At 73.5% G+C, this 26,809-nt stretch carries 22 protein-coding genes; 13 read left to right on the top strand and 9 right to left on the bottom strand.

Annotated elements, in window-relative coordinates; all coding sequences use genetic code 11:
- Window positions 1-39: 39 nt before the first annotated feature.
- Window positions 40-594 carry a flavoprotein gene (locus O7623_RS10655; protein WP_282228448.1) on the bottom strand — a complete coding sequence of 185 codons (555 nt, stop codon included), beginning with the start codon at window positions 592-594 and terminating at the stop codon, window positions 40-42.
- Window positions 595-639: 45 nt separating this feature from the next.
- Window positions 640-1,872, bottom strand: a complete 1,233-nt coding sequence (locus tag O7623_RS10660) for a helix-turn-helix domain-containing protein (RefSeq protein ID WP_282228449.1) — start codon at window positions 1,870-1,872, stop codon at window positions 640-642.
- 280 nt (window positions 1,873-2,152) lie between these two features.
- Here O7623_RS10660 and O7623_RS10665 point away from each other — a divergent pair, with 280 nt between their 5' ends.
- Together O7623_RS10665 and O7623_RS10670 are read left to right on the top strand one after the other, a co-directional pair.
- Window positions 2,153-2,899: a bifunctional DNA primase/polymerase gene (locus O7623_RS10665; protein WP_282228450.1), complete on the top strand. Its 747-nt coding sequence runs from the start codon at window positions 2,153-2,155 to the stop codon at window positions 2,897-2,899.
- Window positions 2,900-3,241: 342 nt separating this feature from the next.
- Entirely contained in the window at window positions 3,242-3,493 is a 252-nt protein-coding gene (locus tag O7623_RS10670; RefSeq protein WP_282228451.1) for a DUF3040 domain-containing protein, read from the top strand.
- Here O7623_RS10670 and O7623_RS10675 read toward each other — a convergent pair.
- From O7623_RS10675 to O7623_RS10695, 5 genes are all read right to left on the bottom strand, one after another.
- Window positions 3,450-4,412, bottom strand: coding sequence for an SWIM zinc finger family protein (locus tag O7623_RS10675; protein ID WP_282228452.1), 963 nt, complete (start codon window positions 4,410-4,412; stop codon window positions 3,450-3,452). The two genes, O7623_RS10670 and O7623_RS10675, sit on opposite strands and share 44 nt — an antisense overlap.
- Window positions 4,409-7,573: a DEAD/DEAH box helicase gene (locus tag O7623_RS10680; RefSeq protein WP_282228453.1), complete on the bottom strand. Its 3,165-nt coding sequence runs from the start codon at window positions 7,571-7,573 to the stop codon at window positions 4,409-4,411. The genes O7623_RS10675 and O7623_RS10680 overlap by 4 nt, the downstream gene beginning before the upstream one ends.
- A 61-nt stretch (window positions 7,574-7,634) precedes the next feature.
- Entirely contained in the window at window positions 7,635-9,374 is a 1,740-nt protein-coding gene (locus O7623_RS10685) for an ABC transporter ATP-binding protein (protein WP_282228454.1), read from the bottom strand.
- A complete protein-coding gene (locus O7623_RS10690; RefSeq protein ID WP_282229375.1) occupies window positions 9,371-11,068 on the bottom strand; it encodes an ABC transporter ATP-binding protein in 1,698 nt (565 codons plus the stop codon). The genes O7623_RS10685 and O7623_RS10690 overlap by 4 nt, the downstream gene beginning before the upstream one ends.
- A gap of 134 nt (window positions 11,069-11,202) precedes the next feature.
- Window positions 11,203-12,120: a pyridoxamine 5'-phosphate oxidase family protein gene (locus tag O7623_RS10695; protein ID WP_282228455.1), complete on the bottom strand. Its 918-nt coding sequence runs from the start codon at window positions 12,118-12,120 to the stop codon at window positions 11,203-11,205.
- 122 nt (window positions 12,121-12,242) lie between these two features.
- On the opposite strand from O7623_RS10695, the gene O7623_RS10700 reads away from it, so the two are divergent.
- The 6 genes from O7623_RS10700 (at window position 12,243) to O7623_RS10725 (ending at window position 18,583) form a co-directional block, all read left to right on the top strand.
- On the top strand, window positions 12,243-12,617 hold the full coding sequence (locus tag O7623_RS10700) for a DUF6403 family protein (protein ID WP_282228456.1): 375 nt from the start codon (window positions 12,243-12,245) through the stop codon (window positions 12,615-12,617).
- Window positions 12,614-13,981, top strand: a complete 1,368-nt coding sequence (locus O7623_RS10705; RefSeq protein WP_282228457.1) for a hypothetical protein — start codon at window positions 12,614-12,616, stop codon at window positions 13,979-13,981. The genes O7623_RS10700 and O7623_RS10705 overlap by 4 nt, the downstream gene beginning before the upstream one ends.
- Entirely contained in the window at window positions 13,978-15,087 is a 1,110-nt protein-coding gene (locus O7623_RS10710) for a hypothetical protein (protein WP_282228458.1), read from the top strand. Before O7623_RS10705 ends, O7623_RS10710 begins: the two co-directional genes overlap by 4 nt.
- A gap of 2 nt (window positions 15,088-15,089) precedes the next feature.
- On the top strand, window positions 15,090-15,761 hold the full coding sequence (locus O7623_RS10715) for an acVLRF1 family peptidyl-tRNA hydrolase (RefSeq protein ID WP_282228459.1): 672 nt from the start codon (window positions 15,090-15,092) through the stop codon (window positions 15,759-15,761).
- 114 nt (window positions 15,762-15,875) lie between these two features.
- Window positions 15,876-17,150, top strand: coding sequence for an MFS transporter (locus O7623_RS10720; protein ID WP_282228460.1), 1,275 nt, complete (start codon window positions 15,876-15,878; stop codon window positions 17,148-17,150).
- A 41-nt stretch (window positions 17,151-17,191) separates the two neighbouring features.
- Window positions 17,192-18,583, top strand: a complete 1,392-nt coding sequence (locus tag O7623_RS10725) for a GH1 family beta-glucosidase (RefSeq protein ID WP_282228461.1) — start codon at window positions 17,192-17,194, stop codon at window positions 18,581-18,583.
- Here the strand turns inward: O7623_RS10725 and O7623_RS10730 are convergent.
- Together O7623_RS10730 and O7623_RS10735 are read right to left on the bottom strand one after the other, a co-directional pair.
- Window positions 18,559-19,164: a TetR/AcrR family transcriptional regulator gene (locus O7623_RS10730; protein WP_282228462.1), complete on the bottom strand. Its 606-nt coding sequence runs from the start codon at window positions 19,162-19,164 to the stop codon at window positions 18,559-18,561. The genes O7623_RS10725 and O7623_RS10730 overlap by 25 nt on opposite strands.
- 65 nt (window positions 19,165-19,229) lie before the next feature.
- Window positions 19,230-20,663, bottom strand: a complete 1,434-nt coding sequence (locus O7623_RS10735) for an NB-ARC domain-containing protein (protein WP_282228463.1) — start codon at window positions 20,661-20,663, stop codon at window positions 19,230-19,232.
- A 564-nt stretch (window positions 20,664-21,227) separates the two neighbouring features.
- Here O7623_RS10735 and O7623_RS10740 point away from each other — a divergent pair.
- The 5 genes from O7623_RS10740 to O7623_RS10760 all read left to right on the top strand — a co-directional run bounded on the left by O7623_RS10740 (window position 21,228) and on the right by O7623_RS10760 (window position 26,808).
- Window positions 21,228-22,061 carry an isocitrate lyase/phosphoenolpyruvate mutase family protein gene (locus tag O7623_RS10740; RefSeq protein ID WP_282228464.1) on the top strand — a complete coding sequence of 278 codons (834 nt, stop codon included), beginning with the start codon at window positions 21,228-21,230 and terminating at the stop codon, window positions 22,059-22,061.
- A 196-nt stretch (window positions 22,062-22,257) separates the two neighbouring features.
- Entirely contained in the window at window positions 22,258-23,499 is a 1,242-nt protein-coding gene (locus O7623_RS10745) for an acyl-CoA dehydrogenase family protein (RefSeq protein ID WP_282228465.1), read from the top strand.
- 104 nt (window positions 23,500-23,603) lie between these two features.
- Window positions 23,604-24,890 (top strand): SidA/IucD/PvdA family monooxygenase, encoded by a 1,287-nt coding sequence (locus O7623_RS10750; protein ID WP_282228466.1) that lies wholly within the window; start codon window positions 23,604-23,606, stop codon window positions 24,888-24,890.
- Between the two features lie 5 nt (window positions 24,891-24,895).
- A complete protein-coding gene (locus O7623_RS10755) occupies window positions 24,896-25,267 on the top strand; it encodes a cupin domain-containing protein (RefSeq protein WP_282228467.1) in 372 nt (123 codons plus the stop codon).
- The gene (locus tag O7623_RS10760; protein ID WP_282228468.1) at window positions 25,264-26,808 is read left to right on the top strand and encodes a class I tRNA ligase family protein; all 1,545 of its coding nucleotides are present in this window, start codon (window positions 25,264-25,266) and stop codon (window positions 26,806-26,808) included. Before O7623_RS10755 ends, O7623_RS10760 begins: the two co-directional genes overlap by 4 nt.
- Window position 26,809: the final 1 nt, after the last annotated feature.

Raw genomic sequence — 26,809 nt, forward strand, 5'->3', positions numbered from 1 at the left:
GGCCCAGCTTACCCATCTACCGGTCGGGGCCCGCGACGTTCAGCCGGTGGCCAGCTCGTCGTCGAGCGCGTCGAGGGTCAGCTGCCAGGGAATCCGGTCGAGGATCTGCTCCCCGGCGCCCGGTGGCTGCAGCGGCAGGACGTCGTCGCCGAGCAGGACGCGCACCCCCCAGTCGCGCAGTCGGGCGACGCTGGCCTGGAACGCGGGGTGCCTGGCGAGCGCGGTGTTGGTGAACGGCAGCGTGACGATCGGCAGGCCCTTGCCCTGGGCTTCGACCACCAGCCCGAGGGCGAGGGTGTCGGTGATCCCGGCGGCCCACTTGTTGATGGTGTTCGAGGTGGCCGGCGCGACGATGACCGCGTCGGCGGCGGGGAGCACGTCGGGGTCGCCGGGGTTCTTGTAGTCGGCGCGCACCGGGTGGCCGGTCAACGCGGCCAGCCCCGGTACGTCGACGAACTTGCGTCCGTCCGGGGTGACCACCACGCACACCGTCCAGGCGCGCTGCTGGGCGAGCGTGACCAGCCTCCCGACGTGTCGGGAGGCTGGACTGCCGCAGGCGATCACATAGAGGGTCCGGGCACCGGCCGGGGTCACGCCACCACCTCTGCCATCATCGACTGAGATCCTTCGGAGGCCTGGTCACACGCCGACTCCCATGTGCTCGGCGAGTTCGGCGACCGGGGCGGCCGGAGTGCCCCGGGTGCGGCGCAGCACGTCGGACATGACCGCGTGGGCCACCGGACGGCAGCGGATCTCGGCCGGGGCCAGCCGGTCACCCTCCAGCAGCATCTCGGTGGCCTTGTCCAACTCGCCGAACTGCGCATAGCCCCGGGCGATGTCGAGCATGTGGTGGGCCCGCCGCTCCGGCAGCAACGCGTTGAACCCGGGCGCTTCCAGGACGACCCGGTGGGTCTCCACCGCCGCGCGGCCCTCGCCGAGCTCGACCGCGGCCGCCGCCCGGTGCAGTTGCACGTTGGTCGGGCCGAAGCAGGTCCAGTAGTGGTTGTGGTCCTCACCCAGTGCCCGGGCGGCGTCCTCGGCGCCGTTGACCAGGTCGCGGACGGTGGCGCTGTCGCCGATCCGCGCGGCGGCCATGGCCCCCTGCAACAACAGCAGCCCGTACACCGACAGCTGCTCGGGGGTGCTGGACCGGTCGTCGGCCGGGGCCAACCGGTTGGCAATGTTCACGTTCACTTCGAGGGCCGCGCGAGAGCGGCCCAGGGCCAGCAGGGCGTTGCCGACCCGGCAGGTCGCCACTCCGGTCAGCAGGTGGTCACCGGCCCGGTGGGACACCGCGATCGAGCGGTCGGCGGCCAGCCAGGCGAGGTCGTACTCGCCGAGCTTGCGCAGCGTCGACGAGGCGATCTGGTAGAGCTGGCCCAGCAGGCTCGCCACCTGCCGCGCCTCGTCACCGCTGGTGTAGTGCGCGTCGGCCGCCTGCGCGTCGCGTAGCAGTCGGGGCAGCGCCCGCGCCAGTACGCCGTACTTGGCGTGTTGGAAGGTGAGCCAGGCGTGGTTGGTGGCCTTGCGCATCTCGGCCAGCTGCGGTGGTGTCGCCGCCGGCTGGAAGAAGGTGCTGATGGAGTCGTAGCGCTCGAGCGCCGCCCGGATCTCCTCGACCTCCACCTGGTCGATGCAGCTGACGCTCTCCGGGCGCCGTTCCGGGTCCTTGCCGAGCAGCAGCTGCACGTCGATCTGGAGTACGTCGGCGATCTCGTGGACCACCGAGAACTTGTCGAGTCGCCGGACCCCACGTTCGACCTTGTCGACCCAGCTCTTGGATTTGCCGAGCCGGTCGGCGAAGACCTGTTGGGACATCTTCCTGCGGCCCCGCCAGTAGGCGACGCGCCGGCCGATGGGTAACTCCTCCACGCTCACTGTGTTCCCCCCTCGGGTCACCCGGCTCCCCCCGGTGCCGGCGTTTGTGCTGGTCGAAGCGGCATCCCCCCGAACGCCGGACAGCGGACCGTGCTCATCGCACAGCCAGTGCGTTACGTCCATCACAGATGCTCGTAGTTTTCGATGCAAGTTGCAAAGGCCTGGCAGCCAAAAACTTTCCGGCGTGTCGTCGAACGGGTCACCGGTCGACCCACGCCGATCGTGGCTGCCCCCATCCGTTCAGCACGACCACAAGCTTGGGGGAAATTCGATCATGCGGTGGACGGTCCAACCGCCCTCCTTCGGCCGCCTTCGGCTGCGCCGCGCCGCGCTGCGGTACGCCGCGCACGGCTGGCCGGTGACACCCGGAGCGGTTCTGTTCAGGGGCCGATTCCGGTGCGACCGGCTCAGCTGCCCCATCCTCGGTTGCCACCCGGCACAGGAGACCTGGGAGCGCGACGCCAGTGACCGGCCCGACCGGGTGAGCGCCTGGTGGCGTACCCGCCCCCACCCGGTCCTGCTCGCCACCGGGCACGCATTCGATGTCCTGGACGTGCCGGCCCGGCTCGGCCTGCGGGTGCTGTGCACCCTGCGGATGCGCGGCGGGGCCGCGATGCCCGGGCAGGGCCAGCTGCGCGGTCCGGTCGCGGTCACCCCGACCGGGCGATGGATGTTCCTGGTACGCCCTGGCGACACACTGCGGCCCGAACTCGACGACTCGTTGGACGTGATCCAGCACGGGCCCGGATCGTGGATCCCGGCACCACCGACGCTGCTGCCCGAAGGGCCGGTCCGCTGGGCGGTCGGCCCGCAGGAGGTCGGCTGGCATCTGCCGCACTCCTACGCCGTACAGCAGCTCGTCGTCGACGCCCGGGAGCTGGCCGCGCCGGCCGTCCCGGTGCCCCGGTTGCCCCGGCCCCGCACCGCGCCGACCGGGGCGGTCCACGTACCACCGCCGGTCGCCGCCCACGCGCCGGTCGCCGTCCCCCGGCAGGTCTCCACCCTGCGCCGCGCCTTGTAGCCACGATCGGGCACAGCGCCCTCAACCAGGACCGACCGGACGCGGTGCTCGTCCGGGTGAGCGCCGGTGCGGCGGGTGAACCTGCCGCCACCGGCGCTCACCTCGTCCGGGGTAGCCGTACCGTCCCGACAGCTCGCCGCCGCAGGGTCTGCCGCCCTGCGGCGGTGCGGCGTATGCCGGTTCACGCGGGTGCCGCCAGACGCGGCCGGAGTGGGCCGCGGCCGAATGGGTAATGCGCCGATGGTCGTCCGCCCGGCAACCGCACATCGCCGGGACAGCCGACGCGGCACGCCTCGGCGCATCGACGCACCGTCGGGTCAGTTCGGGAAGGGAAGGCACGCCATGCTCAGCAGGGAGGACCAGCGCCGGTTCGACCAGATCGCCCGCCATTTGCGGACGACCGATCCGGAATTCGTCGCCCGCCTGGGCGATCAGCCAGCCACTGTACGCAACCGGGCCGCCATCGTCACCAGTGTGCTGCTGTGGGCGATGATCCCGCTGCTCGCCCTCTTCGGTGGCGCTGTCGCGGCCGTCATCTGCACCATCGCGCTCAGCGCCGCCGGGGTGCTCGCGCTGCGCGCCCGCCGCTGGTGACCGCGTCGTCCGGCGCAAGCCCAGCGGCTGCGGGCGGGCCAGTCTCGGCGGGCGGGCCGGCGAACCGCCGGTACGCCCGGCCGAGCAGCTCCACCAGACCGGGTCCACCGATCGCCGGTGCCGGCGCGCCGAGCTGACGCAGCAGCAGGTCGGCACCGGCCGGCAGGACCGGCTCCCGGGCCGGCAACGGCACCGGCGGACGCCAGAAGTCGACGTCCGCCACCGGCGGCGCCAGATCGGCCAACGCCGCCGCGGCACCGACCGGCGAGCCGGCCACGGCGGGGCCGTCCGCCGCCGGGTCGCCCTCGGGTGCCGGTGCCGTGACGTCACCGCCGGTCCGGGCCCGCCGCAGCTGCGCCAGCAACGTGGCCCGGTCCCGCCCCCGCCAGTGCAGGATCTGGAACGGATCGGTGTCGAACTCCTCCGCCAGGAGATAGCAGGTCGCGGCCAGGTGTTTGCACGGCACCGCCTCGTCCGGGCAGTTGCACCGCATCGTCAACTCGTCGACTCCGCTGGGGAACAGCGGTGCCCCGGCGGCGGCGAACACCTCCTCCAGCTCCGGCGGCAGATCCCCGGCGAGCAGCCGGGCGCTGTACAGCGCCTGACCGGCCAGGGTCTGCTCGACGCGCTGCCACACCGGCGCGCCGAACGGCGTCAGCCCGATCCGCACCTGGTACGGCCGGGGCCGGGAACCCTGCACCTGGGCGGTCACCGCGCCGGGCGCGACCGTCAGGGCGAGCACCTGCCCGGCCCGGGCGTAGGAGCGGCCCCGGGTCAGCCGGGTGCCCAACGCGAACGACTCCAGCACGTCGACGAAGCGTCGCGACCACCAGGACTGCCCGATGGTGCCACGGGTGCTGCGGGCGCGCAGCCCGCCGTCGACCCGCCGGGGCCGCCCGTAGTCGTCGAACCGGCTCATTCGCCCACCGACCCGGCCTCCAACGCGAACAACTCCCGCAGCTGCGCGGTCGACAGCTCGGTGAGCCACTGCTCGCCGCTGCCGACGATCCGCGCGGCCAGGCCACGCTTGTCCGCCACCATCGCCGCGATCTTCTCCTCCACGGTGCCGGCGCAGACGAACTTGCGGACCTGCACCGCCCGCCGCTGGCCGATCCGGAACGCCCGGTCGGTGGCCTGGTCCTCCACCGCAGGGTTCCACCACCGGTCCACATGCACCACGTGGTTGGCGGCGGTCAGGGTCAGCCCGGTGCCGCCGGCCTTCAACGACAGCACGAACAGCGGCGGCCCGGCCCGCCCGGCACCGTCGGCGTGGCCGTCCTGGAACCGGGCGACGAGGTCGTCACGCTCGGCCTTGGCCAGCCCGCCGTGCAGGAACAGCACCTCCCGACCGGTGTACGCCGACAGATGCCCGCGCAGCATCGCACCGAACTCGGCGTACTGGGTGAACAGCAGCGCCTTCTCCCCCGCCGCCAGCACCTCGTCGAGGATGCCGGTGAGCCGGTCGAGTTTGCCGGAGCGCCCGGCCAGGTGCGAGCCGTCACGCAGGAACTGCGCCGGGTGGTTGCAGATCTGCTTGAGTTTCGTCATCGCGGCCAGCACCAGACCACGCCGCTCGACGCCGTCGCTGGACTCGATGCGGCCTATCATGTCGTCGACCACTGCCTGGTACAGCGAGGCCTGTTCGGCGGTGAGGTGGCACAGCACCTCCATCTCCAGCTTCTCCGGCAGGTCGGAGATGATCGACCTGTCGGTCTTGAGCCGGCGCAGCACGAACGGGCCGGTGATCCGGCGCAGCCGCCCGGCGGCGTCGGTGTCGCCGTGGCGTTCCACCGGCTCGGCATAGCGACGGCGGAAACTGGCCGCGCCGCCGAGCAGCCCCGGGTTGGCGAACTCCATGATGGACCACAGGTCGGCGAGGCGGTTCTCCACCGGCGTACCGGTGATCGCGACCCGGTGCCGGGCGGGCAGGGACCGGACCGCGACGGCCTGCCGGGTCGCCGCGTTCTTGATCGCCTGCGCCTCGTCGACCATGATCCGGTGCCAGCCGACCTCGGCCAGGTCGGTGGCGTCACGGGTGGCCACCGCGTAGGTGGTGATCACCAGGCGGGCACCCGACACCGCCGCGGCGAACTGTGCGCCGCGCGGCCGGTCGGTGCCGTGGTGCACGTGCACGGTCAGCTCCGGCACGAACCGGGCCGCCTCCCGCTGCCAGTTGCCGACCAGCGACATCGGACAGACCAGCAGCGTCGGGCCGGCGTCGGGCGCGTCGGCGGCGAGCAGGGCGAGCAGCTGTACGGTCTTGCCGAGCCCCATGTCGTCGGCGAGCACCCCGCCGAGCCCCAGGGACTGCAGGAACCGCAGCCAGGCCAGCCCCCGCTGCTGGTACGGCCGCAACCGCCCCCGGAAACCGGCCGGTTCCGCCACCGGGGTGAGCCGGCGCTCCACCTCGCCGCTGAGCAGGTCACCGAGCGCGCCGGTGGCGTCGATGCCCAGCACCGGCAGCCCCACGCCGTCGTCGTCGGCGCCGAGGGCGACCCGCAGCAGCTCCGTGACGGTCAGCGCACCACCGGAGCGCAGCAGCGCCAACCCGGCGGCGATCCGCTTCGGGTCGACCTCCACCCACTCGCCGCTCACCCGCACCAGCGGCGTCTTGGCCCGGGCGAGGTCGCGCAGTTCCTGCTCGGTCAGCGGCTGGTCGCCGAGGGCCACTTCCCACCGGTAGTCGACCAGGTCGGGCAGGCCGAACCGGCGGTCGACGGCGACGGTGCCCGGCGCGGTCCGGGTAGCGGCCCGCAGCCGGGCGCCGAGCCGGGCCGCCGGCCGCTGCCACCAGGAGGGCAGCAGCACGCCGAACCCGGCGGCGTGCAGGGTCGGCGCCCCGTCGCGCAGGAACCGGTGCGCGCCGGTGACGTCCAGGTCGACGCCCTCGGGGGTGGCGGTACGCAGCGCGTCGTCGATCGCCGGCCAGAGCCGGCTGGCCCGGCCCAGCTCGGCCAGCAGGGTCTCCTGCGGCGCGGCGGTGTGCCGGGCCAGGGCCGGTACGCCGCCGCTGCCCCAGACGAGCGGGGCGTCGACGACCAGGCTCGGTTCGGCGGTGGCCTGCAAGGCGAACTCCAACCGCCAGCCGGCCGACCCGTCGGCGAGGCCGGCCGACCCGTCGGCGGGCTGCTCGTCGGTGGCGGGGTCGGGTTCGCGTAACCGGAACAACGCCCGTACCGGACCGCCGGCCGCGTCCCGCTGCCAGTGCTCCAGCTCGGCGACCAGCGCGTCGAGGGCCCGAGCCCCGGCGGTGAAGTCCCGCCGGGGTCCGGTCAGCGCGGTCAGCCAGGCGTCGCGGGCGGCCAGCGGCCCGGACCGGGCCCGCCCCTCGGCCAGCCGTACGCCGTGCAGCGCGGCGCGCGTGGCGGCGTCGGTCAACGCGTCCAGCGCCTCGGCGACACGCTGGTGCCCGGTGTCGGGCGGCGCGGCGGCCAGCGCCGCCGCCGGGGTGGCCAACGCCAGCGACCGGGCCCACCGCCGGTCGGCGCCGGTCAGCAGCGGCAGCCAGCAGGCGATGGCCGAGCCGGGTGCCGGCCCGGTCCGCACGACGGGCAGCACCCGGCCCCGGGCGACCAGTTCGGCGGCGAACCCGGCGAGCAGCGCCAGGTGGCGCACTCCGGCACCGATCACCAGCCCGTCCGGCAGGCCATCGCCCGGCAGACCGCTGCCGGGTGCGACGTCGGCCGCCGGATCGACGTCGTGCAGGGTGCAGAGCACCGGCAACGCCTCGTCGGCGTCGAACTCCAGGGTGGACACCAGCCAGTCGGCGTGGCCGCCGACGCGGGCCACCCCGGTGGTCGGCGCGTCGGACTGGGTGCGCACCAGCTCCGGTGACTCGACCGGAGCGCCGGCGACGGTCGGCAGCCGGACCGCCGTACTGCCGGTGGCCGCCTTGACCGCCACCGACCCGAGCAGTGGACTCAGCGCGGCGGTCAGGGCCTCGTGTCCCGCGGCGAACGGGTGCGGGCGGCGGCGCGGCGGTCGCCCCGGCCGCCGGGGCGGCGCCGCCGGCAACGTCGAGTCCTCGGCCCAGACGGCGAGCCGACCACCGGGGCCGAGCAGGCCCTGCACCACCAGCACAGCCACTCCTTCACCGTCGGCACCTGCGCCGATGGTACGGCTGACGTCACCGCCGCAGGTGTCAGCCGTGCCAGGAGCGCCACAGCGCGGCGTACGCGCCGTCGGCGGCGATCAGCTCGTCGTGGCTGCCCTGTTCGGTGATCCGGCCCTGGTCCAGCACCGCCACCCGGTCGGCGTCGTGCGCCGAGTTCAACCGGTGCGCGATGGCGATGACGGTCCGCCCGGCCAGCACCGCCGCCAACGCCTGCTCGGTCCGTCGGGCGGTGGTCGGGTCGAGGGCGGCGGTCGCCTCGTCCAGGATCAGGATGTCCGGATCGGCCAGCACCAGCCGGGCGAGCGCCACCTGCTGGGCGTGCCCGGCCGACAAATCGAGCGCGCCGTCGCCGAGGAGGGTGTCCAGGCCGTCGGGCAGCTCGGCGTACCAGTCGGCACCGACCGTGCCCAACGCGGACCGCAACGCCTCGTCGGACGCCTCGGGGGCGGCGAACCGTAGGTTGTCGCGCAGCGTGCCGATGAAGACGTGGTGCTCCTGGGTGACCAGGGCGATCCGGCGACGCCGCTGCGCCGGGTCGAGGTCGGTCACCGGGCAGCCGCCGAGGCGCACCGCGCCGTCACGGGGTACCTCGATGCCGGCGACCAGCCGGGCCAGGGTGGACTTGCCCGCCCCGGACGGCCCGACGATCGCCAGCCGCTGCCCGGCGGCCACCGTCAGGTCGATGCCGCGCAGCACGTCGACGCCGCCGCCGTAGCCGAAGGTCAGGCCGGTCATCCGCACCTCACGGCCGGTCGGGGTGGCACCTCGGCCGCGCGGTTCCGGCGGCACCTGCCCGACGCCGAGGACCCGGGCGTACGACGCCAGCCCGCGCTGGGCCTGTTCGATCCACTGCAGGATGGTGTCCAGCGGGTCGACGGCCTGCTGCAGGTAGAGCGCGGCGGCGACCACCGCGCCGAGGGTGACGGTGTCCCGGTGCAGCAGCAGCCCGCCGACCAGCAGCGCGGCCCCGATCGGCAGCGCGACGCTGGCCTCGGCCACCGGGAAGTACACCGAACGAAGGGCGAGGGTGGCCCGTCGGGCGGCCCACAGGTCGGCGATCCGGTTCCGGGCGGCGCGGATCCGTTCGTCGCCCAGCCGCAGCGCCTCCACCGTGCGGGTGCCGTCGGCGGTGGTGGTCAACGTGTCGGTCAACGCGGCCATCGCCGCGCCCTCGGTCAGGTAGGCCGGGCGGGCCCGGCGCAGGTACCAGCGGGTCACCGCCACGATCGACGGCAGGCCGATCAGGCCGGCCAGCCCCAGCAGCGGATGCAGCCAGAACACCGCGCCGAAGAGCAGGACCAGCTGCGCGGTGGCGATCACCACCACCGGCACCACGTCGCGGACCATGGTGCCGACCGTGGCGACGTCGCTGGAGCTGCGGGTGGCGAGGTCGCCGGTGCCGGCCCGTTCGACCACCGACACCGGTAGCCCGAGGACGCGGTGCACGAAGTCCTCGCGCAGCCGGGCCACCGCCCGTTCGCCGAAGCGCAGCCCGACGTACCGGGCAAAGCGGGTGAGCAGCCCTTGCAGCAGGACGAAGCCGATCAGGGCCGCCGCCAGCCGGTCCACTGTGGCCACCGACGCGCCGCTGGTGACCACGTCGACGATCCGACCGAGCAGCCACGGCCCGGCCAGGCCGGCCAGGGCCGCGCCGACGTGCAGCACCAGGATACCGGCGACCACCCAGCGTTGCTGGCCGAGCAGTTCACCGGTCGCCCGCCGGACGGTGCGTGGATCGGCCACCGGCAGCCGACCGGAGGCGGTCACGACCGCCCCAACGTCGCCGTCGAACCGCCGGCCGGGTCTTGCGACCCGGCCGCGTCGGTCAGTTCGCCGCCCCGGGCGACCAGCGCCCGGTAGCCCGGGTCGCCGGCCAGCAGCCGCGCGTGGCTGCCCATCCCGACGACCCGATTGCCCCGCAGGTACGCGACCGTGTCGGTGGCCGCGAGCAGCAGCGGGGACGTGGTGACCAGCACCGTGGTCCGGCCTGCCCGCGCGGTGCGCAACCGGGCGGCGACCCGTGCCTCGGTGTGCGCGTCGACCGCCGAGGTCGGCTCGATCAGGATCAGCACCTCCGGCTCCACCAGCAGCGCCCGGGCCAGCCGGACCCGCTGACGTTGGCCGCCGGAGAGGGTACGGGCGCGACTGCCGATCGGGGTCGCCAGGCCGTCCGGTAGCGACGTCACCACGTCGTCGGCGGAGGCGACCCGGACCGCCGCCCGCAGCCGCCGGTCACTCACCGGTCCCGGCTCGTCCGCCCGCGCACCCTGCAGGATCTGCCGCAACGTGCCGGCGAACAGGTACGCGTCGTGGTCGGCGACCAGAATCCGGGCCCGCACCTCGTCGAGCGCGACCGCACTCAGCGGCACCGGGCCCCAGGTCACTGCGGACCGACGGAACCGGCCGAGCCGGTCGGCCAGGGCCTGCCCGTCACCCGGGTCGTCGACCGCCACCCCGATCATCCGCCCGGCCGGCACGGTCAACCCGCTGTCGGGGTCGTGCAGGTCGGCCGGCTGCGGCGGGGCGGCGGCGGTGTGCCGCGTCGGCAGGTCGGTCACCGGATCGGGGGTGAGCCGCAGCAGGGCCACGATCCGGCGGGCCGCGACCCGGCCCCGGATGAACTGGTAGCTGCCTTCCTGGAGGAACCAGACCGGGACGGTCAGCGCGGCGACGTACCCGTAGACGGCGACCAGCTCACCGACGGTGATCTCGTCGGCGACCGCCATCCGGGCGGAGAGCCAGACCACGGCGGCGAGGAACAACCCGGGGACGGTGACGGTGAGCGCCTCGATCCAGCTGTTCACCGCCGCGACCCGGTAGCCGTGCCCGCGCAGCCGCTGCGACCCGGTGACGTAGCGGTCGGCGAACAGGGACCGACCGCCGACCCCGGCCAGCACCCGCAGCCCGGCGACGATGTCACCGGCCCGGGCGGTGAGCTGGCCCTGTTCCCGCCGGTAGGTTTGCTCGGCCCGGTCCAAGCGGCGCAGCAGCGGGCCGAGCAGTGCCGCGACCACCGGCACGCCGATCAGGATGACCGCCGCCAGCGCCGGCGAGACCGACCAGAGCAGGACCGCGACCACCAGGTACGCCAGCACCGCACCGACACCCGGCCCGGTCAGGGTGAGCACGTGCGAGGTGTGGGTGATGTCGGTGCCGCCGACGGTGGCCACCTCGCCGGTGGCGAGCCGGCTCGGCAGGACCGCGCCGATGCGCGCCAACTGCCGCGACAGCACCCCGGCGGACCGGGCGGTGGCGTCCTCGCGGATGTAGGTCATCGTGCGGTGCCGCAGCACGCCGACCACGGAGATCAGCACCCCGGCGACCAGCACGGCGCCGACCCACCAGGCCAGTACGGCCCACCGGCCGGGGCGCAGTCCGTCGTCGATCGCCCGGGCCACCAGGTACGGCCGGCCGGCCAGGCCGATCATCCACATCGTACTGAGCCCGGCGCCGCGCAGCACCCGCCACGGTTGGCGGCGCACCAGCCACCACAGGTACCGCACCGGCCCCCGGATGTCCGCCGTCCCCGGATCGGCGTGTGGGATCGACGGCGGCACCTGGCCAGGTTACCGGGACCGACCAGGACGAGCGGGGATCATCCGGCGCGGACGGTCGCGGCGACCTGCTGGAACTCCGACCAGCGCACCGGCGGCGCGGTGCGGCCACGCCGGTCGAGGTAGCTGGCGGTACGGCGATGCGCGGCACGCAACGTACCGACTGCTTCGCGCAGGGTGCCGGTCGCGCCGGGATCGACCAGTCGGTGCGGACGCAGCAGCCAGCCGCCGGCGGCGCGGGTCAGCTCGCCACGCAGCAGGACGTTACGCAGCCCGTCGAGCCGGTCGTCGTGGCGGTGGACCAGCAGACTCGCCGGTCCGGCCACCGGCTGCGCGTCATCCAGGCCGGACAGTGCCCAGGCGTCGTCGGCGGCGACCGGTCGGACCCGGGTCAGTACGGGGCCGCCGGTGGCGTCGCGGAAGCCCAGCACCGCCGTCGGGTACTGGTCAATCACCCCGGCCCCCAGCGGCGCTCCGGACGCGACGCAGGCGGCGCTGCCGGGCGGGTCGGCGGCGGCGGTCGTCACCCGCCACGGGGTGACGCTGATCAGCAGCCGGGTGAAGTACCAGCCCATCAGCCACCGGACCGGTGGCACCAGGTACCGGCGGCTGTGCGGCTGGCGGTCGAACAGCATCGCCCAGTACTCCTCGATGCCCGTCGGGCTGGTGACGATCTCCTCCGGGCAGACCGCCGACCCCTGCACCAGGATCGTCGGCGCGTCGTGCGGCAGCCCGCTCGCCGTCCGGTCGGAGAAGAGCAGCGCCACCCGGCCGTCGCGGCGGACGTTGAGCGCCTTCTGCGCGAACGCCAGCGACGTGGTCACCAGCAGGGTGCCGTCGGGGCGGCGCAGCGCGGCGGTCGGCCAGGCGATCGGCGTACCGTCACGGGCCAGGGTGGCGAACTCGCAGGTGCGGTAGGCGGCCAGGGTGCCGGCCAGGTCGGCATCGATGTCGATCATGCGGGGAGGCTAGTGCCGCTTGGTCTCCGTCGCCCGACGGCAGCGGGCAGGCACCCTGGTGACCCCGCTCACAGCGTACGGAACCGCCTGCTCTGCGCCGACCTGGCGCGGTGGCGGCGATCATGCACAATCAGGCAGGTCAGCGCGGTTCGATCATGGGGGGTGGGCCGGTCATGGGCTGGTCCTGGCTGTGGTGGCTGGGTGGCGGTGTCGTCCTGGCGGCCGCCGGATTCGGCGCGGCGGTGCTGCCCGGCCGCCGCGCGTACGACCACGGCCGGCGGATCACCTGGTCGACGGCGCGGGCCGCGATCGACGCCGCCGAGATCAGCCGCGACGCCGCGCCCCGCCCGGTCGCCGAGGCCGAGCAACTGCTCGCCCGGGCGCAGGCGCTCGCGGCCGACCGGGGCGGCCGGACGGCGGCCCGAGCGGCCACCGACTACGCCCGGCGTGCCGACCGGCTGTGGCGGGCGACCGCCGGACCGCAGGCCCGGCCGTGAGCCGGCGGGTCAGCGCCGAGGCGGTGCGCTGGGGCGCGCTGAGCGTGGCCGTCGCCGTCCTGGTGATCTTCCTGCTGGCGCAGCGGCAGAGCGTCGACGTCAGCTACGGGCAGTCGCCGGCCCGTGCGGCGATCACCGAAGGCTCCGCCGGTGAACTCGGCGACGCCACCGTGCCGTCGGTCGAGGAGATGACCGCGCTGGTCGCCGCCGATCCGGTGGTCCGGCTGCCCGGCGCGGTCGCCGACTGGGACACCGAACGGGTGGCCGCCGTCATCGGCGACGCCGACGTGCGGATCCTGGTCGCCCCGCCCGGCCTGGACGAAGCGGAACGCGACCGGGTCCGCGAGGTCGACAACGCCACCGTACGGATCATCGGCACCCAGGTCAGCGGCGGCTTCTACCAGGCGTACTCCACCGACCTGGACAGCTGGCGCGGACAGTTCGCCACCGGCGACGTCACCGGGCTGCTGACGGTCCTGATCACCGCGCTGGCCGACGAGCCCAAGCCCACCGACGAGGAGGGGTTCACCTGGCGGGACCCGACTCCGGCGGAACTCGCGGAGGTCGTCGGCGACCTGCGTACCGCCGGGCGGCACGCGGCCGACGGCGCGACCCTGGCCGACGTGCCGCGACAGGCCGCGGCGACCGCCTTCCCCGACGGCGCCCTTCGGGTGGTCGCCCTGCCACCGCAGCCGTACGGCGAACCGGTGCCGAACTACGGCCCGGCGCTGGCGGCGGCCTTCCCCGGCGACCCGGTCGTCGTGCAGATCGGCAACTGGATCGAGTACCACGGTCCGGCTGCCGACGAGTTCGCCGAGGTGGCGGCGGCCAGCTTCTACGGCCAGTTCAGTGATCGGCTGAGCCGCTACGACTACCCACAGTCCACGGTGCTCGGCGCCTATCTGAACCGGGTCACCGACGTACGCTACGCCGGGCTGTTCGACCGGCCGCTGCCGTACCAGCCGTTCGACCCGCTACGGGTCGCGTTGCCCGCCCTGCCGTGGCTGTTCGCCGGCTGCGTGGCCCTGTTCCTCGCCCTGTCGGTACGGACCGTGCTGGGCGCCGGCAACCCCGCCGGGCAGCGGCGCACCGTGCTCGGGCACAGCACCGTCGTGGCCCGGGTCGCCGGGCTGACCGCCCTCGCGGTCGAGCTGTCTCCGGCCGCCGCCGGCACCGCCGATGCCCCGCTGACCCGGGGCATCAGCAACCTGCAGGCGGCCCGGGCCGCGCTGGACGAGGAGCTGCCGGACCGGCACGTGCACACCCTGCTCGACGACGCGGAGGACGAGTTGGACGCCGCCGCCCGGTTGGTGGGCATCGACGGTTACCGGCCGGACGTCTACCTACGGAGCAGGATCACGTGAGACGGCTGGTGCGGTTCATCGGTACGCCGTTCGGCCTGGCCACCGTGGCCTGCCTGGTGCTGGCCGGCTGGGCGTTGTGGTCCGGCGGCGTCCTCGACGGGCCGATCGCCCGTGAGGTCCGGGTCTCCTCGGTCTACGCCGCCCCCGGCGTGCAGCTCGACGAGGCAGCTGCCGAGCAGGTCATCGGCAACCGGCGGCTGGTCGTCGTCCTGCTGCCGCCCGGAGCCGATCTGCGCGACGGTTGCCGGGCGACCGAGCGGGCCGCCGACGGGACGCTGGTACTGGCGATGAGCCGGGAGGTCGACGGCGAGGGCTACGACACGTACGGCTGCGCCTGGCTGCCCGGCCGCGACGACGCCAATTTCGGCCGGGCCGCGGTCGCCGAGACGACCATCGCCCGGGGTGCGGACCAGTTCGCCGACGACCCGGTCGAGGCGCTCAAGGTGATCGTGGTCAACTACGACCTGCTGGTGCGGGCCGGCACCATTCCCGACGGTGCCCGCACCATCAGCCCGTCGCTGCCGCGCTACCTGGTCGCCGCCGCCGCCGTGCTGGCGGTCGGCGTCGGCGCGGCGAGCATCTGGCTGGCGGCCTGGCGGGCCGGGCGGCGCGCGGCCCGGCAGCGGGCCCGCCGGCAGGACCTGGCCGACCGTCGCAGCCAACTGTCGGCCGCCGCCGCCGTGCTCGCCCAGCAGATCATCGACCTGGACGGTCGGTACGCACAGGTCGAGCGGGCGTTGGCGCGCGGTGCGCGGGCCAGCGCCGGGGACGGGGCCGGGCGGAGCGCCACCGCGCACCGCGGCTTCGTCCGGCGGTACCGTCGGCTCACCATGGACTATGCCGAGATCCTGCCGGACATTCTCGCCGCCGACGCCGGTCGACCCGCTGTCAGCCGACCCGCTGTCAGCCGACCCGCCGTTGACGAGCCCGACGCCCGCCGGCCCGACGCCCGCCGGCCCGACGCCCGCCGGCCCGACCTCGACCGGCCCGACCTCGACCGGCCCGACCTCGACCGGCCCGACCTCGACCAGCTCGTCGCCCGGTTGGAGCGGTTGAGCGTGCGCGCCAACCAGCTCGCCGCCTCGCCTGCCGACCCGGGGAACTGACGGTGCGTGGGGCGCGGCCGGCGGCCGGCGGTGGCCGGTGGGTGGAGATCTCGCCGGAGCGGATCCGGGGCTGGCTCGACGGCTTCTACGGCCGCCACGACGGTGCCAGCGAGGACGGCCTGACCCTGACCGGGGCCAGCAACGGTGACACCGCGACCCTGCTGCCGCCACCGGGCATCGAGGGGGTGACCGACGTCGACGGGCTGCTCACCGCGCTGATCCGGCCACCGCGCATCGGTCTGCTGCTGGCCCGCAAGGGCGCGGTGGCGGTGGGCGTCGTCGACGGCACCGTCGTCGTGGTGTCCAAGGTCGAGCGGCACTACGTGCAGGGACGCACCGCCGCCGGCGGGCAGTCGCAGCAGCGGTACGCCCGCCGGCGCGACAACCAGGCGACGGCGGCCGCCGGACGGGCCGCCGACATCGTGGCCCGGGTGCTGCTGCCGTACGTCCCAGGGGCGGCGACGCAGCAGGTCGGTGCCGGGGAGGAGCCGATCAACGCCCTGGTCTGCGGCGGCGACCGGTTGATGGTCGACACGGTGCTCGCCGACCAGCGGCTGGCGCCGCTGCTGCCGTTGCGCCATCCGCACCTGCTGGAGTGCCCCGAACCTCGGCTCGCCGTGCTGCAGGACGCCGCGGTCACCGCCCGCCGCGTCCGCATCCATCTCGTGCCCTGACCCGGCCTGTGCCCCGCCCGGGTGGGATCGGTGCCGGTCAGGGGCTAGCTAAACCCGAGGGTAACTTCATAAGCTCCCGTTGGTGGATCATCCGATCGACCAACGGGAGGCCCGATGGCGACACCGACCGCAGCCACGCCGACCGGAGCGATCCTGCCCCGGGTCCGCGCACCGTGGGTGACCGCGTACGTCCTGGCGATGGTCGGCGTCGCGGCAGGCTGGTTCGGACCGATCCAGATCCTGCTGCCGGAGCAGGCCCAGGCCCTCGCGGGTGAGGGCACCATCGGCAAAGAGACGCTGCTCGCGGTCGTCACCGGGTACGGCGCGGCCGCCTCCATGCTGGCCAATCCACTCTGGGGTGCGCTCTCCGACCGGCTACGCACCCGGTGGGGCCACCGTCGCCCGGTCCTCGTCGCCGGTGCCGCCGTCGGGTCGGTCGGGCTCGTCGTGCTCGCCGTGGCCGGTACCGGTCCGGCGATGGTCGCCGGCTGGATTCTGGTCCAGATCGGACTGAACGGCCCGCTCGCGGCGCTCGCCGCGATGATCGGCGACCGGGTGCCGGAGGTCCAACGCGGCACGGTCGGCGCGTTGTTCGGGGTGGCCCAGATCGTCGGAGTGGTCGTGGGCACCGCTGTCGCCGTGGTCGTCGGCGACACCGCCATCGGCTACGCCGCGCTGGCCGTCGCCGCCCCCGCCCTGATGGTCAGCATCGTCCTGGTGCACCGTGAGCCGTCGGGCCGGCCGGCGGAACCGGCGGCGCCGGCAGCGACGCGGGACCCTCGGGCGGTCCGGGCACCCGCCGGGTGGCTGCGGGTGCTGCTGCGCCCGGGTGCCGACTTCGGCTGGGCCTGGCTGATCCGGTTCCTGCTGAACCTGGTCAACGCGCTCGTCCTGCTCTACCTCTACTACTACCTGGCCGACCGGGTCGGCGTCGACGACCCGGGCACCCTGGTGCTGATGCTCACCCTGGTCAACGTCACCATCGCCGGCGGGTGCGCCGCCGCTGGCGGGGTGCTCTCCGACCGCTGGCGTCGCCGCCGCGGCTTCATCGCCGCCGGGGCCGGTGCCCTCGCCGCCGGCACCGCCCTGCTCGGGCTGCTGCCGTACCTGCCGGCGGTGCTGGTCGCCACCGTCTTCATCGGTGCCGGCTGGGGGCTGTTCGTCGCCGTCGACATGGCGGTGATGACGCAGGTCCTGCCCGACGCCGAGACCCGGGCGATGATGCTCGGCGTGGCGAACGTCGCCGCGTCGCTGCCGCAGCTGGCGGCACCCGTACTGGCTGCGCCGATCGTCACCTCTGCCGGCGGTTACCCGGTGCTGTACCTGGTCACCGCCGGGGTCGCGCTGCTGGCCCTGGCCTGCCTGCCCCGACTGCGCCGCATCGGATGAGCCGCCCGCACCCGGCGCACCGCCACCTGGAAGGAGCACCCGTGTCCGCCACCGTCCCGCTGCTGCCCGCCGGATTCCGCTTCGGCATGTCCACCTCGGCGTTCCAGATCGAAGGCGCCACCGATGTCGACGGCCGGGGGCCGAGCATCTGGGACACCTTCACCGCCCGAGCCGGCACCGTCCGCCACGGCGAGAACGCGACCGTCGCCGTCGACCACTATCACCGGTACGCCGAGGACGTGACGCACGTCGCCGACTGCGGGGTGCACGACTACCGGTTCTCGTTCGCCTGGCCCCGGGTGCTGCCCGACGCCACCACCGTCAACCCGGCCGGGCTGGATTTCTACGACCGGCTGGTCGACCGGCTGCTCGCCGCCGGGGTACGGCCGGTGCCGACGCTGTACCACTGGGACCTGCCGCAGGTGCTGGAGGACGCCGGCGGCTGGCTGTCGCGCGACACCGCGTACGCCCTGGCCGACTACGCCACCGTGCTGGTGGAACGGCTCGGCGACCGGATCCGCGACTGGATCACCATGAACGAGATGAGCGTGCACGCCCTCTACGGCTACGCGCTCACCGAGCACGCCCCGGGGCGTGGGCTCGGGTTGGCCGCGCTGCCGGCGGCGCACCACCAACTGTTGGCGCACGGACTCGCCGTACAGGTGCTGCGCGAGCACAGCGCGGCGGCCGTCGGGGTCGCCAACCAGCACTTCCCGGTGCTGCCGGCCAGCGACGACGTCGCCGACCAGATGGCCGCCGCGCTCTTCGCCGACCTGACCAACTGGTGCTACTCCGACCCGATCCTGCGCGGCGAGTACCCCAACCCGCTGATTCGCGACGGCATCGGTACGCCGGACGCGGTCCTGGACCGCGACCTGGCGGTCATCGGCACCCCGCTGGACTTCTACGGGGTCAACTACTACGAGCCGACGATGATCGAATCGCCCCGGGCCGGCAAGGACTACCGGGGAGTGCTGGAGGTCGACATCCCCGACGGGCTGCCGTTCTCGCCGGTGCCGGTGCCGGACGTGGCGCGGACCGACTTCGGCTGGGCGATCGCGCCGGGCGGGTTGACCGACATCCTGCGGACGCTGCACGAGCGCTACCCGGGCATGCCGCCGGTGGTGGTCACCGAGAACGGCGCGTCGTTCCACGACCCCGGGCCGGACCCGACCGGGCGGATCGCCGACGACCGCCGGATCGCCTTCCTCGACGCGCACCTGCGTGCCGTGGGCGACGCGGTCGCCGCCGGCGTCGACGTACGCGGCTACTACGTCTGGTCCGCGATGGACAACTTCGAGTGGGCCGCCGGCTACGACGAACGTTTCGGCCTGGTCCACGTCGACCGCACGACCCTGGAACGGACCCGGAAGGACTCGTGGTACTGGCTGCGGGACGTGATCGCGGCTCAGCCGGCGGGTGCCCGCAGCTGATCGACGAAGGCGGTGGCGACCCGGTCGAGCCGGTCGGCGCGGCCCTCCTCGGGGAGGCCGTCGACGAGACTGAGCAGGGTGCTGCCCTCGACCAGGATGATGAAGTCGTCGAGCACCTCGTCGTCGGCCACGCCGGCCCGCAGCTCGCCCCGGTCGCGGGCCTCCCGCAGGCAGACCTGCAGCAGCGGGCGGATCCGCTGGTGTGCCTCGCGGCGGGCGGCGGCCAGCCGGGGGTGCGACAGCGCGGCCCCGGCGAAAGCCACGTTGACGTGGGCGTCGGCGGCCCGCTCGGCGTCGAGCGGCAGAACGGCGTCGAGCGCGGCCCGCAGCGCGGCCAACCCGTACAGTCGTCCGCCGATGCGGAACGCCCGGGCGACGATCCGGTCGTAGATCGCCCGCTGCGCCGCGACCAGGATGTCGTCCTTACCGCCGAGAAAATGCGCCAGTACGCTGAGCGAACAGCCCGCTTCCTGGGCGATCGCCCGGGTGGTGGTGCCCTCGACGCCCCGCTGCCGCACGACCTGCCAGGTCGCGGCGAGCAGCTCGGCCCGCCGCTGCCCGTGGTCGACGAGTCTGGGCACCCGGCCAGCTTAGTGACCGCCGGTGGCCGGCGCCGGTCCTGGGCGACCGCCGGCGCCGCCCCGGGTCAGTACCGCAGCCCGGCGTGGGCCGCCGACACCCCGGCCGCCGTGATGTCCCGGGTGGGCCAGCCGGCGTACAGATCGCTGTACGCCGGCACCGGTGCCGGGTCGTCGCCCGGGGTCTCGGCGTCGAGCACGAAGGTGCGCACCAGCCGCCCCACCCGATAGCTGCCGGGCCGGTCGCCGTCGCGTAGCAGACCGGCGTCGATCAGCTCCTCGGCGAGGTCCTGCCCGTCGCGCATGACCGCTTCCGGGTCGCATCGGAAGGACAACCGGGCAATCCGGCCGAGCAGCGTCCGCGCGTCGGCGCTGAGTCCCTGGTACGCCGAACGCAGCGCGGCGCGCAGCGACAGGTCGCCGACGCGCAACCAGTCCAGCGCCGTCGCGGGTCGCGCCAGCCGGGCCGTCACCTCGCACAGCGACAGGTCCGGTCGGGCGGTCAGTTTACGCAGCGTGATGTCCAATGCCAGCGGCAGATCGCCGCAGAGCGCGGCGAGCCGTTCGCATTCCCTCGGCGCGGTGGCGACGCGGTCCGGTACGGAGGCGGCTATCATCGCCAGCGCCTCGGCCCGGGACAGCACGTCGAGCCGGATCCGGGCGACACCGTCGAGTCCCAGCAGCCGGCTGCGGCTGACCAGGATCGTCCGGCTACGCCGCGACGCGACCAGCAGTGGACGGACCTGTCGCTCGTCGCGCACGTTGTCGAGCAGGACCAGTAGTCGGCGGTCGGCCAGCAGCGACCGGTAGAGCCCGGCGCGCTGGTCGACGGTGTGCGGCACCTGGTCGGCCGGTAGGCCCAGGGCGTGCAGGAAGTCCTCGAGCAGCTGCCCGATCTCCGAGGAGGTGCCGCGCAGCGTGCCAAGGTCGGCGTACAGCTGTCCGTCGACCAGATCGGCGGCGACCTGGTGGGCGTACTCCAGGGCGAACCGGGTCTTGCCGACCCCGACCGGGCCGGTGACCAGCACCGGGGTCGCCGGCTGCGTCGTGATCGGGGCCAGTTGTTCCTGGACGGGTGCCAGTTGTTCCTGAGCAGGGGCCTGGTGGTCCTGGACAGGGGCCAGGTGTTCCTGGATTCGGGCCAGTTCGGCCGCGCGGCCGACGAACTCGCCGCACCGCCACGGCAGGTGGGCCGGTCGCGGCAGGTCCGCCCCGGTCGGCCGGCCGCAGGGACGGGTGCGCGACGGCGGGTCCGCGGCGGCCGTCCGGGCGACCTGCATCCACCGTCGCCGCCACTGTTCGCGATCGCCGCCGCAGGCCGCGACGAATCCCAGGGTGACCTGCAACGTCGGTAATCGGGTGCCGCTGGCCGCGCTGGACAGCACCGACGGGGAGTACAGCGCCGACCGGGCCATCTCGCGGTATGTCGGCTTTCCAGCTAGGGCGCGGAGTTTGCGCAGTTCACTGGCAAAGGCAGCAACCTCTCCTCCTGCGACGTCCACGGGCTTCTCCGGTCTCGCCATGAGGGAATCCCCTCCCACGTCGACCCGATTGAATCTTTGTAGAACATTCGAGTGCCTTCGGGAATCGGGCATCCGCTGGGTACAGCGGGACGCCGTCAGGACACCGTCACCGGTTAGCCATTTCAGCCGATGGGGGCGTTGAACGGCAGGGTTGATCTGCCCGAACAATCAAAGTTGGCGGAAGTCGGACATCGACCCGGCACCCCTGCTGTCCGGGTTGGACGGACGCCCCGATCGCTTGCATCTGGAGACGATCGCGGCGGTTGGCTGATGGGCGTGCCGGCGCACCGTACCGTGGTGGGTGTTCTATCGTACGTGGACTGAAATTCCCACCGGTACGGCCGGGCCGGGAATCGTCGACCGGACCGACCGAGGCGCGATCAATGGGGAGGACGCGATCAACCACGCAGGCCAGCCGTGCCGGTCCGGCACCTGACATCTCGCCCGAATCGCCGCTGCGCACCGGTTGGAAGCACCGCAATCAGCACAGTTATTGACGCACGGGGCGAACCGCCCCGTGCCCGAACACCGAGGAGCGACACCGTGGTAGACAGCACGCAGCAGGGCCGGGCCGAGTCGTTGCGGTCGATGCACAGCGGCGGGATCCTCGTGCTGCCCAACGCGTGGGACGCCGGCAGCGCGGCCGCGATCGCGGCCGCCGGGGCCAGGGCGATCGCCACGACCAGCGGCGGCGTCGCCTGGTCGGTCGGACGCACCGACGGGCACGGGATGAGCCGGCAGGAGATGGTCGACCAGATCCGGTGGATCGCCGACGCGGTCGACGTCCCGGTCACCGCCGACATCGAAGGCGGCTACGGGCCGACGCCAGGCGACGTCGCCGACACCGTCGAGGCGGCGATCGCCGCCGGGGCCGTCGGAGTCAACATCGAGGACTCGCGGGCACCGGGCGGCCCCCTGTTCGACCTGCCGGAACAGGCCGACCGGGTGAGTGCGGCGCGCGACGGCGCGACCCGCGCCGGCCTGCCGGGACTGGTGATCAACATCCGTACCGACGTGTTCCTGTTCGGCATCGGCGAGCCGGACGGCCGGCTCGCCGACGTGATCGAGCGGGCCGAGGCGTACGCGCAGGCCGGCGCGGACTGTCTGTTCGTCCCCGGGCTGACCGACCTGGCCACCCTCGCCACGCTCACGAAGTCGGTCCCGCTTCCGGTGAACGTGATGGCCGGCCCGGGAGCCCCGACGGTGGCCGAGTTCGAGGCGGCCGGCGTGCGCCGGGTCAGCCTCGGCACCGCCGTCAGCCAGGCCGCGTACGCCGTCGCGCAACGCGCCGCCATCGAGGCCCTGACCAAGGGCACCTACGACGAGCTCGACGGCGGCCTCGACTACGGCACCCTGAACGGCTACTTCACCCGCTGACCCGGGCGCCCGCCACTGTGGTGGCCGGGCCGGTGACCACCGGCCCGGCCACCGGTGTGCGCGGGCCGCCACCGGCGACCGTCCTGACCGGCGTTGATTGTCCGTGCCGGACAACCCTTTCGGCCAACCGATCCGCTGACTTCAATCGGTGGCATCAGCACAGCCGAGGGGAAGCGATCGAATGACAGCAGAACATGTGCCACGTGAACCGGTCGGAAACGATGTCGACGCCACCGGGTCGGCATCGTCGGCGGCCGAGATCCTGGCCCGGGCCAGAGCCGTCGCACCGCTGCTGCGGGAACGCGCAGGCGAGATCGAACAGCACCGGCGATTGCCCGCCGACGTGGTCGAAATGCTGCGCGGCACCGGCGTTTTCCGGATGACCTTCGGGCGCAACTGGGGCGGCCCGGAGTTGAACTCGATGGAACAGACCGAGGTCATCGAGGCGTTGTCGTACGGCGACACCGGTGCCGGCTGGTGCGCGATGATCGGCTCGGACTCCGGGCTGTACGCCCAGTTCCTGGACGAGTCGGTCGCCAAGGAAATGTTCACCAGTCTCGACATGGTGACCGCCGGACTCCTTTTTCCGACCGGGCGGGCCGAACGGGTTCCCGGCGGATACCGGCTCAGCGGCCGCTGGCCGTTCGGCAGCGGCATCACCCACGCCGACTGGGTCATCTCGGGGGCGTTCATCTACCGCGACGGGCAGCCGGAGCCAGGCCCGGACGGTGACCCGCACGACTCGAAGCTGTTCTTCGTCCCCCGCGCCGACGTCGAGGTCGTCGACACCTGGCACAGCACCGGCCTGGCCGGCAGCGGCAGCTGCGACTACACGATCGACGACGTGTTCGTCCCGGACGGGCGCACCGTCACCTTCGACACCGTCCGCAACGGCGCGGGACCGCTCGCCCAGCCGGAGGTCCACATGCGCAACATGCCGGGTGTCCCGCTCGGTGTGGCGCGGGCCGCGCTGGACCACGTCGGCGACACCGTCGCCGGTCGGGGCGGCCCGACGTCGCGGTCGATCGCCGACGACTACCGTACGCAGGTCGTGCTGGCCGAATGCGAGGCCGACTACGCCGCGACCCGGCACGCCGTGTACGCGGCCCTGCGCCGCCAGCACGAGGTGCTCGCCGCCGGCGGCACCCTGGACGACCTGACGCCACGGGAGCGGGCCGCGCTGCCGCTGTCGCGCTGGCACGCGTTCCGGACCGCCCGGTCGATCGTGACCCGCCTGTACGACCTGTTGCAGACCGCGTCGATCTACCGGCGCTCCCCGATGGATCGGTGGCTGCGGGACACCACCACGATGTGTCAGCACGTCGTGGCCCAGGAACGGATCCTGCAGTCGGCCGGCGCGTACCTGCTCGGCGGCACCCCGTCGTTCGCGCTCTCCCTCGGCGTCATCCGGCCCGGCGGTGCCGGCCGGCGCGCCTGACCCGCCCCGGAGCAGGTCCAACCATGCAACTCGTACGCCGCCCGGAGGGCGACCGTACGCCGCCCGGAGGGCGACCCGACCCCCAAACAGCGAGGTGGAGACACGTGTCTGGACAAGATGTCGATGTCCTGATGATCGGAGCAGGCCCGGCGAACCTGGCGCTCGCGGTCGCGATCGAGGAGTCAGGTGCGCCGCACCTGGCGAGCAACGCGCTGATCCTGGAGCAGTATCCCGACGTCAAGTGGCAACGCAACCTGCTGCTGCCGTGGGCGCGCAGCCAGGTCTCGTTCCTCAAGGACCTGGTCACGCTACGCAACCCGAAGAGCCGGTTCTCGTTCCTGAACTATCTGCACGAGCAGGGTGAGCTCGACGACTTCGTGAACCTGTCGACGTTCAACCCGTACCGCTGGCAGTTGTCGGCGTACCAGCAGTGGGTGGCCGACAACCTGGAGCAGGTGCGGATCCGGTTCAACGCCCGGACCGAGCGGATCGATCCGCGCACCGACGCCACCGGTGCGATCGTCGGCTGGACGGTCACCCTGGCCGGCGGCGACACGGTCACCTGCCGGGACCTGGTCGTCGGCGTCGGCCGGGACGCGCACGTGCCGGACGTCTTCCGGGACCTGCCGGCCGACCGGGTGGTGCACAGTACGCAGTACAGCAGCCGGGTGGCCCAGGTGCCGTCCACCGGGCGGCCGCTGCACCCGGTCGTCATCGGGGCCGCGCAGAGCGCCGCCGAGATGTTCATGGCGCTGCACCAGGACATCCCCGACTGCACCCCGACGATGATCATGCGGTCGATCGGTCTGCAGAACTACCAGACGAGCAAGTTCGTCAACGAGCTGTTCTATCCGTCGTTCGTCGACGAGTTCTACGACATGCCGCCGGAGGCGCGGACCCAGGTGCTCAACGAGATGCACGTGACCAACTACGCCGGGCTGGCCCCGCCGTTCCTCGACGAGATCTACTCGATGTTGTACCAGCAGAAGATGCTGGGCCAGCAGCGGTCCACCGTCCGGCACCTGACCGAGGTCGTCGGCGCCCGGATGGACAACGGCGAGGTCCTGCTGGACCTGCGCAACCGCAAGAACGGCAAGATCGAGCCGTTGCGCTGCGACATGGTCTTCCTCGGCACCGGCTACGACCCCCGGATGCCGGCCATGGTGCGGGCGATGGCCGACCGGATCGGGTTGAGCGACATCACGGTGAGCCGCCGCTACCGGGTGGACCTGGCGGAGACCGCGTGGGGCGCGATCTACCTGCAGGGCGTCAACGAACGGACCCACGGCATCGCCGACTCGCTGATCAGCGTGCTGGCGCACCGCTCGCAGGAGATCACCGAGGACATGCTGGACCGACGGGCCGTGGCGCCGGCCGCGGCGCAGGGGTGAGTGCCATGGTCGAGATCCGTCCGCTGGACCGCGACAACCTGACCAAGGCGTACGGTCTGGACTCCCAACGGCTGCTGCCCTGGCCGGCGCTCAACGCTCCGTTCGAGGGCGCGTGGTGCATCCTGCGCTCCGGCGACGAGTCCACCCCGCACTCCCACCACGAGTACGAGATCTTCATCGCGATGGCCGGGCGCGCCGAGCTGGACGTCGACGGGGTACGCCAGCCGTTCGTCGCCGGCGACATCGTGCACCTGCCGCCGGGCTGCACCCACAAGGTCGTCAACGACGGCCCGGACGACTTCGAGTACTACGGCATCTGGTGGGACGCCGCGATGTCGGCGACGTTCCTCGCCCGGCACTGGGAGCAGCCGAGGTGAGCCGCCGTACGTTGATCATCTCGCCGGCGCCGACGGCAAACGGTGACCTGCACCTGGGCCACCTCGCGGGGCCGTTCCTCGCCGCCGACGTCCACGCCCGGTACCTGCGGGCCACCGGCCGCGAGGCGCTGCTGGCCACCGGCTTCCAGGACACTTCCACGTACGTGGTGACCACGGCCAGGCGGCTGGGCGTGACGCCGAAGGAGCTCGTCGCGCGGTCGGCGGCACAGATCGAGACCACGCTGGCCGCGGCCGGGGTCGACGTCGACGGGTTCACCGGCGACGAGGACCAGTTCGTCAAGCAGGTGCTGCGCTTCATGGAGCAGCTGCACGCCGCCGGACGGTTCGAGCTGCGTACGGTCCGGCTGCCCTACTCGCCGGCCACCGGCCAGTACCTGGTCGACGGGTTCGTCCGGGGCGGCTGCCCCCGGTGCCTGGCCGACGGGTGTGCCGGGCTGTGTGAAAGCTGTGGTCACCTGCTCGCCGCCGGCGACCTGATCGATCCCCGCTCGACCGCCGACCCGGACGACCCGGTCGAGCTGCGCGACGTCCGCGTGCTGGTGCTGCCGCTGGAGCGCTACCGGGAGCGGATCCGCGAGCACTTCACCCGGTACGGCGCCGCGATGCGCCCGCACATGGCCCAGGCGATCGACGAGATGCTGTCGCGGCCGCTGCCGGACTACCCGGTCACCTACCCGATCTCGTGGGGCATCCCGGCGCCGTTCCCGGAGGTCGCCGGTCAGGTGATCAACCCGAACGCCGAACCGGCGGCGTGGAGCATCTACTGTGGCACGGTGGCGGCGCGCGGCCGGGGCATCGCCCTGGCCGGTGACGACGAACTCTGGCGGGCCGGGGCCGACACGAAGGTGGTCTACTTCCTCGGCTTCGACAACACCTACCCGTTCGCCGTGGCGGCGGTGGCGATGCTGCTCGCCGCCGACGGCCGCTACCTGCTGCCCGAGGAGTTCGTGACCAACGAGTTCTACGAACTCGACAACGCGAAGTTCTCCACCAGCCGGGGCCACCTGGTGTGGGGCCGGGACCTGGTCGCCGAGGTACCTCGCGACCTGGTCCGCTACCACCTGGCCGCGACCAGTCCGGAGACGCAGCGCACCGACTTCAGCCGGGCCGCGTTGACCCGGGTGACGACCACCCGGCTGGTCGACCCGTGGAACCAGGTGGTCGACCGGGCGCAGCGAGTGCCCCAGGGGGCGCCGCTGCCGGTGTCGGCGTTCTCCCGGTCCGTGGCGGCCCGCGTCGTCGAACGCTTCGCGGCCTGCTACGAGCTGGAGTACTTCAGTCTCACCCGGGCGGCGGAGACCCTCACCGAGCAGTTGCAGCGGCTGGCCGGGCGCGAGGTACGGCCGGGCGAGGAGGGCGACTTCTGCCACGAGGTGGACGTGGTGCTGCGCTGCGCCGCGCCGATCCTGATCGACCTGGCGGCGGCGGCCCTGCCCGAGCCGGGCATCCCGGCGGCGGGCGCCGGCCCGACGAGTGTGCTGCCGAGGGCGTTGCCCCGGTTGACCGGACCGGTGGGCTGAG

The organism is Solwaraspora sp. WMMD791 (assembly GCF_029581195.1).
In the GTDB taxonomy this organism is placed as follows: Bacteria; Actinomycetota; Actinomycetes; order Mycobacteriales; family Micromonosporaceae; genus Micromonospora_E.

What these genes read in the sequence shown, in the direction of transcription:
- O7623_RS10665 (WP_282228450.1), top strand. Translation starts at nt 2,153, where the DNA reads ATGCGGTGGACGGTCCAACCGCCCTCCTTCGGCCGCCTTCGGCTGCGC.
- O7623_RS10670 (WP_282228451.1), top strand. Translation starts at nt 3,242, where the DNA reads ATGCTCAGCAGGGAGGACCAGCGCCGGTTCGACCAGATCGCCCGCCAT.
- O7623_RS10675 (WP_282228452.1), bottom strand. Translation starts at nt 4,412, where the DNA reads ATGAGCCGGTTCGACGACTACGGGCGGCCCCGGCGGGTCGACGGCGGG.
- O7623_RS10695 (WP_282228455.1), bottom strand. Translation starts at nt 12,120, where the DNA reads ATGATCGACATCGATGCCGACCTGGCCGGCACCCTGGCCGCCTACCGC.
- O7623_RS10700 (WP_282228456.1), top strand. Translation starts at nt 12,243, where the DNA reads ATGCACAATCAGGCAGGTCAGCGCGGTTCGATCATGGGGGGTGGGCCG.
- O7623_RS10720 (WP_282228460.1), top strand. Translation starts at nt 15,876, where the DNA reads ATGGCGACACCGACCGCAGCCACGCCGACCGGAGCGATCCTGCCCCGG.
- O7623_RS10755 (WP_282228467.1), top strand. Translation starts at nt 24,896, where the DNA reads ATGGTCGAGATCCGTCCGCTGGACCGCGACAACCTGACCAAGGCGTAC.